Annotated in this window: 9 protein-coding genes; 5 read left to right on the forward strand and 4 right to left on the reverse strand. The window is 74.4% G+C overall.

Going from position 1 to position 11622, the window contains the following annotated elements; all coding sequences use genetic code 11:
* Window positions 1-81: 81 nt before the first annotated feature.
* The 3 genes from ACI79U_RS16795 to ilvA form a co-directional block, all read right to left on the reverse strand.
* The gene (locus ACI79U_RS16795) at window positions 82-894 is read right to left on the reverse strand and encodes an ABC transporter permease (RefSeq protein WP_457069401.1); all 813 of its coding nucleotides are present in this window, start codon (window positions 892-894) and stop codon (window positions 82-84) included.
* Entirely contained in the window at window positions 891-1907 is a 1017-nt protein-coding gene (locus ACI79U_RS16800; protein WP_457069399.1) for an ATP-binding cassette domain-containing protein, read from the reverse strand. Before ACI79U_RS16800 ends, ACI79U_RS16795 begins: the two co-directional genes overlap by 4 nt.
* 179 nt (window positions 1908-2086) lie before the next feature.
* On the reverse strand, window positions 2087-3313 hold the full coding sequence (ilvA, locus tag ACI79U_RS16805; RefSeq protein WP_457069397.1) for a threonine ammonia-lyase: 1227 nt from the start codon (window positions 3311-3313) through the stop codon (window positions 2087-2089).
* A 75-nt stretch (window positions 3314-3388) separates the two neighbouring features.
* On the opposite strand from ilvA, the gene ACI79U_RS16810 reads away from it, so the two are divergent.
* The 3 genes from ACI79U_RS16810 to ACI79U_RS16820 all read left to right on the forward strand — a co-directional run bounded on the left by ACI79U_RS16810 (window position 3389) and on the right by ACI79U_RS16820 (window position 7631).
* Complete coding sequence (locus ACI79U_RS16810) at window positions 3389-4876, forward strand: sigma 54-interacting transcriptional regulator (RefSeq protein WP_457069395.1); 1488 nt, start codon at window positions 3389-3391, stop codon at window positions 4874-4876.
* Between the two features lie 3 nt (window positions 4877-4879).
* Window positions 4880-6874: a VWA domain-containing protein gene (locus tag ACI79U_RS16815; protein WP_457069393.1), complete on the forward strand. Its 1995-nt coding sequence runs from the start codon at window positions 4880-4882 to the stop codon at window positions 6872-6874.
* A gap of 292 nt (window positions 6875-7166) precedes the next feature.
* Window positions 7167-7631 (forward strand): GNAT family N-acetyltransferase, encoded by a 465-nt coding sequence (locus ACI79U_RS16820; protein ID WP_457069391.1) that lies wholly within the window; start codon window positions 7167-7169, stop codon window positions 7629-7631.
* A 9-nt stretch (window positions 7632-7640) separates the two neighbouring features.
* Here the strand turns inward: ACI79U_RS16820 and ACI79U_RS16825 are convergent, their stop codons facing one another.
* Window positions 7641-8993, reverse strand: a complete 1353-nt coding sequence (locus tag ACI79U_RS16825) for a DUF2252 domain-containing protein (RefSeq protein WP_457069389.1) — start codon at window positions 8991-8993, stop codon at window positions 7641-7643.
* 86 nt (window positions 8994-9079) lie between these two features.
* Here ACI79U_RS16825 and ACI79U_RS16830 point away from each other — a divergent pair, with 86 nt between their 5' ends.
* Together ACI79U_RS16830 and ACI79U_RS16835 are read left to right on the forward strand one after the other, a co-directional pair.
* Complete coding sequence (locus ACI79U_RS16830; RefSeq protein ID WP_457069387.1) at window positions 9080-10096, forward strand: SGNH/GDSL hydrolase family protein; 1017 nt, start codon at window positions 9080-9082, stop codon at window positions 10094-10096.
* A gap of 110 nt (window positions 10097-10206) precedes the next feature.
* Complete coding sequence (locus ACI79U_RS16835) at window positions 10207-11427, forward strand: acetyl-CoA C-acetyltransferase (RefSeq protein WP_457069385.1); 1221 nt, start codon at window positions 10207-10209, stop codon at window positions 11425-11427.
* The last annotated feature ends 195 nt before the right edge of the window (window positions 11428-11622 follow it).

Genomic DNA, 11622 nt, shown 5'->3' on the forward strand with positions numbered 1-11622 from the left:
CCATCCTCACCCCCGTCCCCCGGCCTCTCTGCAGGGGCCCGCCGCGAGCCTGCGAGCGGTGGGGAGCAGAGAGGTCCTTCCTCAGCGGGTGGAGGTGCGCAGGTACTGCCGCACGGCCAGCGGCACGAACACCGCCAGCAGCGCGACCATCCAGAGGAGCGTGTAGACCACCGGGTGCTGCAGCGACCAGGCGTCGGTGGCCGGGAAGCCCGGGATGGAGTTGCCGAACAGCTCGCGGGAGGCCTGCACGACCGCCGACACCGGGTTCCACTCGGCGATCGGGCGGAGCACCGAGGGGAACGCCTCCAGCGGCACGAAGGTGATCGCCACGAACGTCGCCGGGAAGATCACGATGAAGCTGGCGTTGTTGACCACCTCGGGCGTGCGCACCAGCAGCCCGACCAGCGCCATCACCCAGGAGATCGCGAAGGCGAACAGCAGGAGCAGCAGGAAGCCGGCGATCGCCTCGCCCACCGAGGTGTTGATCCGCCAGCCGACCACCAGCCCGGTCAGCGCCATCACCGCGATGGAGATGGCGTTGAGGCCCAGGTCGGCGACGGTGCGGCCGATGAGCACCGCCGAGCGGGACATCGGCAGCGAGCGGAACCGGTCGATCAGCCCCTTCTGCAGGTCCTCGGCGATGCTGGCGCCGGTGACCGTGGCGCCGAACACCACGGTCTGGGCGAAGATCCCGGGCAGCAGGAACTCCGCGTAGCTGATCTCCGACGGCAGGCTGCCGCCGATCGCGCCGCCGAAGACGTAGCGGAACAGCAGCACGAACATGATCGGCGAGAGCGTGGCGAAGACGATCAGGTCGGGCACCCGCTTGACCTTGATCAGGTTCCGCTTGGTGATCGTCCAGCTGTCGGAGGCGGTCGCGGCCAGCGCGCTCATCGGGGTGCTCCTCCGCTGCGGGCCAGCGGACGGTCGCCGTCGGCCTCGGTCGGGTCGTCGGGCGGCACGCCGTCCTCGGTGGCGTGCCCGGTCAGGGTGAGGAAGACGTCGTCCAGGTCGGGGCGGCGCAGGCCGACGTCGAGGACGTGGACGTCGCCGGCGTCGAGCCGGCGCAGCGCCTCGGCGAGCGTGCCGGTGCCACCGGTGACCGGCACGGTGAGCCGGCGGGTCTGCTCGTCGCGGCGCAGCTCGCCGGCCGCCAGCGGGGCCAGGCAGTCGGCGGCGGTGCCCAGCTGCTCGGCCGTGGCGACGGTGAGCTCCAGCCGCTCACCACCCACCTGCGCCTTCAGCTCGTCGGCCGTGCCGCGGGCGATCACCTGCCCGCGGTCGATGACCACCATCCGGTCGGCGAGCCGGTCGGCCTCCTCCAGGTACTGGGTGGTGAGCAGGATCGTCGTCCCCTCGCCGACCAGGTCGCCGATGAACTCCCACATGCCGAGCCGGCTGCGCGGGTCGAGGCCGGTGGTCGGCTCGTCGAGGAAGAGCACCCGCGGCCGGGCGATCAGCGAGGCCGCGATGTCCAGCCGCCGGCGCATGCCGCCGGAGTAGGTCTTCGCCGGCCGGTTCGCCGCGTCGGTCAGGTCGAAGCGCTCCAGCAGCTCACCGGCGCGGGAGCGGGCCTGGGCGCCCTTGAGCCGGTAGAGCCGCCCCACCATCTCCAGGTTCTCCCGGCCGGTGAGGTACTCGTCGACCGCGGCGTACTGACCGGTGAGCCCGATCGTGGCGCGGACCTGGTCGGCCTGGGTGACGACGTCGAGCCCGGCCACCTCCGCGCGGCCGCCGTCGGGCCGCAGCAGCGTGCTGAGCACCCGGACGACGGTGGTCTTGCCGGCCCCGTTGGGCCCGAGCAGCCCGAGGACGGTGCCCTCGGGCACGGTGAGGTCGACCCCACCGAGCGCGGTCTGCTCGCCGAACCGCTTGACGAGCCCGTCGACGACGATGGCGTTGCTCATGCCCGCGACCGTAGGGCGGGGGTACGACAGGACCGAGCGGTTTTCGCTCCGGGCTCAGCGGCGTGCACGTGGGTCCCTCCAGACGACGACGGTCCGTGACGGGACGCCGGGTGGCGGCCCACCGGTCAGACCCGCCCCGCCCCGCGAACTCATCGGTGCGCGGGCGGGTGGGCGCCGGTTCAGTCGGTGCGCGGCGCGTACCCGGCCGCGGTGAGCGCGGCGAGCACCTCGGTGGCGTGGTCGGGACCCCGGGTCTCCAGGTGCACCGCGACCTCCACCTCGCCCAGGTCCAGCCGCGCCGTCGTCCGCTCGTGCTCGACCGACAACACGTTGGCCGCGAGCTCCGCCAGCTCGTGCAGCAGGGCGGCGAGCGACCCCGGCCGGTCGGGCACCTGCACCCGCAGCGACAGGTAGCGGCCGGCGGCGGCCATGCCGTGCTGGACCACCTTCATCATCAGCACCGGGTCGATGTTGCCGCCGGAGACCACCGCGACCACCGGCGCCCGGAAGGCCGCCGGGTCGGCCAGCAGCGCGGCCACCGCCGCCACCCCGGCCGGCTCGACGACGAGCTTGGCCCGCTCCAGGCAGAACAGCAGCGCCCGGGACAGGTCGCCCTCGGTGACCGTGCGCACCTCGTCGACCAGGCCGGCGACGTGCGCCAGGGTGAGGTCCCCGGGTGCGCCGACGGCGATGCCGTCGGCCATGGTGCTCATCGTGGTCAGCGGCACCGGCTCCCCGGCCGCCAGCGAAGCGGGGAACGCGGCGGCGCCGGCGGCCTGGACGGCGACCACCCGGACGTCGGGACGGCGGGCCCGCACCGCGGCGGCGATGCCCGAGACGAGCCCGCCCCCGCCGGTGCAGACCACCACGGTGGCCACCTCCGGGCACTGGTCGAGCAGCTCGAGCCCGACGGTGCCCTGACCGGCGATCACGTCGGCGTGGTCGAAGGGGTGGATGAAGACCTTGCCGGTCTCCTCGGCGTGGGCGAGGGCCGCGGCGATCGCCTCGGTCAGGGTGGCACCGCCGAGCCGGGCGTCGGCCCCGTAGCCACGCGTGGCGGCGACCTTGGGCAGCGGCGCGGACACCGGCATGAACACCGTGGCCGTCGTCCCCAGCTCCCGGGCGGCCAGCGCCACGCCCTGGGCGTGGTTGCCGGCGCTGGCGGCGACCACGCCGCGGGTCCGCTCGGCCTCGCTCAGCCGGGAGATCCGGGTGTAGGCGCCGCGGATCTTGAAGGACCCGCCGCGCTGCAGGTTCTCGCACTTGAGCCAGACCGGACCGCCGACCTGCTCGGCCAGCGCGCGGGAGTGCTCCAGCGGCGTGCGCCGGACGACGCCGTCCAGCAGCCGGGCGGCCGCCTCGACGTCGGCTCCGCTGACCAGGGGCACTGCACCGGGGACCGCCACGGCGACGATCCTCGCAGCCGGCGCCCGGGACGCGGAACGCCCCGGCGGTCGCATCCCCGTCGTACCGTGGTCGAGGTGACGGACGCCGCACCGCTGGGGACCGCTCAGGTCCCGACTCCCCCCGCTCCCACGACTCTCGGGGCGCTCCGCGCCCAGGGCGCCACCGCCAAGCCGGTCAAGGCCGAGCTGCGCGACAACCTGCTCGCCCGGCTGGGCGCCGGGCAGCCCACCCTCCCCGGCATCGTCGGGTTCGAGGACACCGTCGTCCCCGAGGTCGAACGGGCGCTGATCGCCGGCCACGACCTGGTGCTGCTCGGTGAGCGCGGCCAGGGCAAGACCCGGCTGATCCGCACCCTGGTCGGACTCCTCGACGAGTGGACCCCGGTGCTGGTCGGCAGCGAGCTCAACGAGCACCCGCTGCAGCCGATCAGCGTCTGGGGGCACCGGCAGGTCGCCGAGCACGGCGACGCCACCCCGGTCGGCTGGCTGCACCGCAGCGAGCGGTTCGGCGAGAAGCTGGCCACCCCGGACACCAGCGTCGGCGACCTGATCGGCGACGTCGACCCGATCAAGGTCGCCGAGGGCCGCACGCTGGGCGACCCGGAGACGGTGCACTACGGGCTGGTGCCCCGCACCAACCGCGGCATCTTCAGCGTCAACGAGCTGCCCGACCTGGCCGAGCGGATCCAGGTGGCGCTGCTCAACGTGCTGGAGGAGCGCGACATCCAGATCCGCGGCTACCGGGTGCGGCTGCCGCTGGACCTGTTGCTGGTGGCCAGCGCCAACCCCGAGGACTACACCAACCGCGGCCGGATCATCACCCCGCTCAAGGACCGGTTCGGCGCCGAGGTGCGCACCCACTACCCGATCGAGCTCGCCGACGAGATCCGGCTGCTGCACCAGGAGGCGCACACCAGCTGGCTCGGGGCTGGGCCGGGCGGGGACGGGGGCAACGGGTTCGACGCCCCGGTCGTCCCCGAGCACCTGGTCGAGATCGTCGCCCGGTTCACCCGGCTGGTCCGCGAGTCCAGCCACGTCGACCAGCGGTCCGGGGTGAGCGCCCGGTTCGCCATCGCCGGGCTGGAGACCGTCGCCGCCTCCGCCGTCCGCCGGGCCGCGGTGGCCGGGGAGACCCGGCCGGTGGCCCGGGTGGTCGACCTGCCCAGCATCGTGCCGGCCAGCCGGGGCAAGGTCGAGTTCGCCGACGCCGGCAGCGACCCCGACGACGAGCGCGACCTGGAGGTGCTCGAGCACCTGCTGCGGCAGGCCACGGCGCAGACGTTCCGGGCCCGCTGCGGCGGGCTGGACCTCACCGGGCTGCAGGAGCACTTCACCGGCGGGGACACCGTCGAGTCCGGCGACCTGGTGCCGGCTGCGGCGCTGCTGGGCCAGCTGGGCACCGTGCCGAACCTGGCGCAGCTGCTGGGCCGGGTCGGGGTGCCCGAGGGCGAGGAGTCGGCCGAGCAGGCGGCGGCCGCGGTCGAGTTCGCCCTCGAGGGGCTCTACCTGACCCGCCGGCTGGCCAAGGACACCGACGGCGGCCGCACCGTGTACGGGGCCTGACCCGTGGCGGGGCGTCGCCCGAGGGGCTACCGGTACGGACCGTGGCGCGGCGGCCCCGACCCGCTCGCGCCGCCCTACGACGTCGCGGCGGCGGTCGACGAGATCGGTGACCAGGTGCTGGCCGGCAGCGGCGTCCGCGAGGCGCTGCGCGACCTGCTGCGCCGGGGCGCCGACGGCCGCCGTGGGCTGGACGCGCTGCGCCGCACCGTCCGCGACCGGCTGCGCCAGGCGCGGCAGGCCGGGCGGATGGACGGCACGCTGGAGCAGGTCCGCGAGCTGCTCGACCAGGCGGTCGAGGCCGAGCGGCAGGCCCTCTTCCCCGACCCGGACGACGCCGCCCGGCTGGCCGAGGCCGAGCTCGACGCCCTGCCGCCGGACACCGCCGGGGCGGTCCGCGCGCTCAAGGACCACCAGTGGCGCTCCCCCGAGGCGGCCCAGGCGTACCAGCAGATCGAGGACCTGCTCCGGCAGGAGGTGCTCGACAGCTCGTTCCAGGGGATGAAGCAGGCCCTGCAGCAGATGCAGGACGGCGACGGCGCCGCGATGCAGGCGGTCAAGGACATGGTCGCCGACCTGTCCGCGCTGGTCGACGCGCACAACCGCGGGGAGGACACCGACCAGCAGTTCGCCGACTTCATGAGCAGGCACGGCCAGTTCTTCCCCGACGACCCGCAGTCGGTGGAGGAGCTGATCGACTCCCTCGCCCGCCGCGCCGCCGCCCAGGAGCGGATGATGGCCGGCCTCTCCCCCGAGCAGCGCGCCGAGCTGCAGGACCTGATGGCCCAGGCGATGGGCGACCTGGGGCTGCAGAGCGAGATGGCGCACCTCAACGACGCGCTGCGCCAGGCCCGGCCGGACCTGCCGTGGGGGCAGCGCGGCCCGGTGCCCGACGGCGAGCAGGGGCTGGGCATGGGCGACGCGACCACGGCGGTCGCCGAGCTGGCCGACCTCGAGTCGCTGTCCCAGCAGCTGTCCCAGGGGTACGCCGGCGCGTCGCTGGCCGACGTCGACGAGGAGCTGCTGGAGCAGGCCCTGGGCCGCTCCGCCGTCGACGACCTGCAGGCGCTGCGGCAACTGGAGCGCGAGCTCGAGCGGCAGGGCTACCTCAACCGCAGCGAGGGGCGGCTGGAGCTCTCCGCCAAGGCGGTGCGCCGGCTGGGCGCCACGGCGCTGCGCCGGGTGTTCACCCAGCTGTCGGCGACCGGCCGCGGCGAGCACGACGTCGCCGACGCGGGCGCCGCCGGCGAGCTCACCGGCAGTTCGCGGGAGTGGCGCTTCGGCGACGAGCAGCCGCTCGACGTCGTCCGCACCGTGCGCAACGCGGTGCTGCGCAGCGCCGGCAGCCCCCGGGAGGAGGGTCAGCGGCGGGTGCAGATCGCCGTCGAGGACTTCGCGGTGGTGGAGACCGAGCGCCGCACCGGCGCCGCGGTCGCGCTGCTGGTCGACCTCTCCTACTCGATGGCGCTGCGGGGCACCTGGGGCGCGGCCAAGTCGACCGCGATGGCGCTGCACTCCCTGGTGACCACCCAGTTCCCGCAGGACGCCATCGAGATCATCGGCTTCTCCTCCACCGCCCAGGTGCTCCGCCCGGAGACCCTCGCGGAGCTGAGCGTGGACACCCTGCAGGGCACCAACCTGCAGCACGGGCTGATGCTGGCCCGCCGGTTCCTGGCCCGGCACCGGGACGCCGAACCGGTCGTGCTGGTGGTCACCGACGGCGAGCCGACCGCGCACCTGGAGGACGACGGCACGCCGTACTTCTGCTGGCCGCCGATGCCGGAGACGATCGCCCGCACCGTCGCCGAGGTGGAACGGGTGGCCCGCTCGGGGGCGACGCTGAACGTCTTCGCCCTGGACCCCGAGCCCGGGCTGGTGGAGTTCGTGCACGACATCACCGCCCGGGCCGGCGGGCGGGTCTTCCAGCCCGACAGCGAGCGGCTCGGGGAGTACGTCGTCGCCGATTATCTGCGCGCCCGGAGGGGGCGGCGCGGCCGGTGAGCTGAAGGACCCCACTGCCCCCCACGCCTCGCAGGCTCGGCGCGGGCCCCTGCAGCGGGGCCGACGGCCGGGGCCCGGCCCGAGCTTGCGAGGGTCGGGGAGGAGCAGGTCCTCCCACTGCGCGCCCGGAGGGAGCGACGCGGCCGGTGACCGGCAGTGATCAGGTGACCCGATCACTGCCGGTCCCCGCCGCACCACCGTTGGTGCAGGAGGAGCGTGTTCGATCAGGTCACCTGACCCAGGAGGGTGGACAACGGCGCCGGACCGGCCCGGCATCGGGGAGACTGTTGTCGTGACCACCGAGGCGGCTTCCGGGACGATCACCATCGAGCAGGTCGACGCAGCGGCCACCTACCCGCTGCGCGCCCAGGAGCTCCGTGAGGGCCGACCGGTGGAGATCGACGAGGACGACGCCCCGTACACGATCCACCTGGCCGCGCGGCTCGACGACGGCACGATCGTCGGCGTGGTCCGCTTCCACCCCCGGGACTGCCCGTGGCGCGAGGGCGAGGGCTCCTGGCAGCTGCGCGGCATGGCCACCGACCCGCGGGTGCGCGGGCTCGGGGTGGGCCGGGCGCTGGTCGCCGAGGGGCTGGTGCGGGTCTCCGCCCACGGTGGCGACCTGGTGTGGTGCGACGCCCGCGCGGCCGCCGTCGGCTTCTACGAGCGGATCGGCTTCACCACGGTCACCGAGGAGTACGAGCTGCGGCCGGTCGGCCCGCACCGCGGCATGGTCATCGAGCTGCCGATCCGCTGATCCGCGGGGTCAGCGGAGCGGGTGTGCTCCGCTGGAGCTGATCCCCGGGATCAGCCCGGCGCGGAAGGCGTCGACGAACAACCGGTGGTCCTCCTGGGTGCGCCGCGCGTACCCGTGGGCGAACTCGATCAGGTCGGCGACGAACTCCTCCCGCCGTCCGCCGATCAGCGCGGTGATCGCCTCCTCGGTCTGGAACGGCACCAGGGTGTGGTCGCTGTCGGCGTCGCCGACGCAGTGCAGCTTCGCCGTCGCGCGGCCCAGCTGGTCGAGCACCGGGGCGATCTCCTCGGGCTCGGTCAGCTCCTCCCACTCCAGGTCGGTCTCGTAGGGCGACAGCTCCTGGACGACGAAGCCCACCCCGCCGATCTCGGTGTGCCCCAGGAACTGCGAGGCGTTGGCCTGCAACGCCCGCTGGCTCACCGCCGTGCGGTGGCCGTGGTGCTCGAAGTAGCCGCCGACCTCCGGGTCGCGGACCACCCGGCTGGGTGCGGCCACGTTGCCCTGCTTGACCGACAGCACGACGTCGTTCTCCAGCGCCTCGTCGTAGCCCTCGAGGAGCACGTTGTAGGCGGGCAGCCCCGCGCTGCCGATCCCGAAGCCGCCGGTGCCGACCAGGTCCTTCACCTCGTAGGCCACGTCCCGCCGGCGGCGCGGCGGGTGCACCGTCTGCTGCCAGCGGTCCAGGGCGCGCAGCACCTCGGCGCGCTCGTCGTCGTCGAGCCGGCGGTTGCGCGGCAGGTCGGCGAAGCGCCGCTCGTAACCCTCGACCACGGTCAGCCGGTCGAGCAGCCCGATCCGGGTGCGCGTCGTCGTGCGCAGGATGACCTCCCGCACCGCCCCGCGGGTGTTCTGCCGGGTCAGCGCGAACAACCGGTCGGCGTCGGAGTGGGTGAACGCCACGACCTGGTCCAGCCAGCTGCCGAGGTACCCGGCCAGCAGCTCGCCGATGACGTCGTCGGCCAGGGCCTTGCGCCAGGACAGCAGGGCGAAGCTGGCCGCGAATCGGCGCAGGTCCCAGCTGACGTGCCCGAGGTAGGCCTCGTCGAAGTCGTTGACGTCGAACACGATTCGACCGGATCCATCCATGTACGTGCCGAAGTTCTCTGCGTGCAGGTCACCCTGGATCCACACGCGCGACGTCCGCTCGTCACACCAGCGGTCCTCCAGGGTCGCCATGTCCGCGTAGAACAGGCATGCCGAGCCGCGGTAGAACGCGAAGGGGTCGGCCGCCATCTTCCGGAACTTGGTCCGGAAGGCGTCCGCGTCAGCCGTCATGAGCGGGGCGAAGGCATCGACCAGGACGTCGACGATCTGCTGCTGCCGGGTCTGGTCAGCTCGGGTGAGGTCAGCTCGGGCGGCCACGGAACCCACCGTAGGGGGTGGTTAGCCTGCTGATCAGTGCTCCGGTGCAGGACGCGACCGCGGGGCGGGACGAGAGGACGGGCCAGGTGACGCGAGCGAACCGGGCGCGGCGACTGGCGACCGGCGCGGTGTACGGCGGCGGCGGCCTCGGGCTGGCCGGCGCCGGCCTGGTCACGCTGCTGCGCCAGGAGGCCCGCTCGGCCCGCAGGCGGGTCGTCGCCCGGACGGCGAAGGCCGACCCTCCCACCGGCAACGGGGTGTACGGCCACGGCCGCGGCAAGCCGCTGGTCTTCGCCGTGCTCGGCGACTCCAGCGCCGTCGGCCTGGGCGTGCACCGGGCGGCGGAGACCCCCGGGGTGCTGGTCGCCGCGGCGCTGGTCGAGCTGGCGGAGCGGCCGGTCCGGCTGGTGCGGGTCGCCGTCTCCGGCGCCGTCTCCCGGGACCTTGCCGCCCAGGTCGAGCAGGCGCTCGCCGAGAAGCCCGACGTCGCACTGATCATGATCGGCGCGAACGACGTGACCAGCCGGGCGAAGCCGGCCCTCTCGGTCCGGCACCTGGCGGAGGCGGTGCGGGCGCTGGTCGGCGCCGGCTGCCAGGTCGTCGTCGCCACCTGCCCGGACCTGGGCACCATCCGGCCGATCCGGCAGCCGCTGCGGCTGCTCGCCCGGCGCTGGAGCCGGCAGCTGGCCGCGGCGCAGACGATCGCCGTCGTCGCCGAGGGCGGGCGCACGGTCTCCCTCGGCTCGGTCCTCGGCCCGTCGTTCGCCAGCGACCGGACGCTGTTCAGCGTCGACGAGTTCCACCCGTCGGCCGCCGGGTACGCCGCCGCGGCCTCGGTGATCCTGCCCTCGGTCGCCGACGCGGTGGGCGTCTGGCCGGCCGCGGCCGACCGGCGCCTGCGGCTGCGCCGCGACAGCGTCCGCCCGATCGCCCAGGCCGCCGCGCGAGCTGCCGGCCGTCCCGGCACCGAGGTCCAGCCGACCGAGGTGCGCGGCGAGGAGACCGGGCCGCGTGGGCCGTGGGCCCGGCTGCGCCGTCGGCGCCCGCCGGCGATGCCCACCTCCGCGCAGGCCGACGAGGCCCGCGAGACGGTTCCCCGCTGACCGCCGGCCGGCGCCCGGTGCGGGCGGTCGGCTGGGCTACCCGGGAGTAGGTTCGGGGGCGACCGACGTCCGTCGCCGCCCGTGGTGGCGATCCTCATCGTGGAGGACCCATGCCCGAAGCCGTCATCGTCGCCGCCACCCGATCCCCGATCGGCCGCGCGTTCAAGGGGTCGCTGAAGGACCTGCGCCCGGACAACCTCACCGCCACCATCGTCCGTGCCGCGCTGGACCAGGTGCCGCAGCTGGACCCGACCGACATCGACGACCTCATGCTCGGCTGCGGCCTGCCCGGCGGCGAGCAGGGGTTCAACATGGGCCGGATCGTCGCCGTCCTGATGGGCATGGACCACCTGCCCGGGACGACGGTCACCCGGTACTGCTCCTCCTCGCTGCAGACCACCCGGATGGCGCTGCACGCGATCCGGGCCGGCGAGGGCGACGTGTTCATCTCCGCCGGGGTGGAGATGGTCTCCCGCTTCACCAAGGGCAGCTCCGACGCCCTCCCGGACACCGAGAACCCGGCGTTCGCCGACGCCAAGGCCCGGGTCGCCAAGGCCGCCGAGAGCGGCGCGGACTCCTGGCGCGACCCCCGGGAGGACGGCGAGCTGCCCGACGCCTACATCGCGATGGGGCAGACCGCGGAGAACCTGGCGCTGCTCAAGGACGTCTCCCGGGCCGAGATGGACGAGTTCGCCGTCCGCAGCCAGAACCTCGCCGAGCAGGCGATCGCCGACGGGTTCTGGAGCCGGGAGATCACCCCGGTGACGCTGCCCGACGGCACGGTGGTCTCCGCCGACGACGGCCCCCGCGCCGGCACCACGCTGGAGGGCATCAGCTCGCTGAAGCCGGTGTTCCGCCCCGACGGCCGGGTCACCGCCGGGAACGCCTGCCCGCTCAACGACGGCGCCGCCGCCCTGGTGATCATGAGCGACCGCAAGGCGCAGGACCTGGGCATCACCCCGCTGGCCCGGATCGTCTCCACCGGGGTCACCGGGCTCTCGCCGGAGATCATGGGCTACGGCCCGGTGGAGGCCACGCAGCAGGCGCTGACCCGGGCGGGCATGTCGATCTCTGACATGGACCTGGTGGAGATCAACGAGGCGTTCGCCGCGCAGGTCATCCCCAGCTACCGCGACCTGGGCATCGACATCGACCGGCTCAACGTGCACGGCGGCGCGATCGCCGTCGGCCACCCCTTCGGCATGACCGGCGCCCGGATCACCACCACGCTGCTCAACGGGCTGCGCGCCCGCGACGGCCAGTTCGGGCTGGAGACGATGTGCGTGGGCGGCGGCCAGGGCATGGCGATGGTGGTCGAGCGCCTCTCCTAGCAGTCCCCCGTTGATCATCGGCGTGTGGCTGCCCGGCACGCCGCCGGCCCCAGCCACATGCCGATGATCAACCCAGACGTGGGGCCGAGCGGCCCTCGAACGCACCGTGGGGCGGGCCCCCCGCGGGGGCCCGGGCGCCGGCGGGGTGGGGGGGGGGGGTGGCCACCCCCGGGCGCGGGTATCCCCGCATAAAAT

The sequence above is a fragment of the Modestobacter sp. SYSU DS0904 genome, assembly GCF_054051115.1.

Coding starts and splice junctions, on each gene's coding strand:
- ACI79U_RS16795 (WP_457069401.1), bottom strand. CDS start 894: ATGAGCGCGCTGGCCGCGACCGCCTCCGACAGCTGGACGATCACCAAG.
- ACI79U_RS16800 (WP_457069399.1), bottom strand. CDS start 1,907: ATGAGCAACGCCATCGTCGTCGACGGGCTCGTCAAGCGGTTCGGCGAG.
- ACI79U_RS16835 (WP_457069385.1), top strand. CDS start 10,207: ATGCCCGAAGCCGTCATCGTCGCCGCCACCCGATCCCCGATCGGCCGC.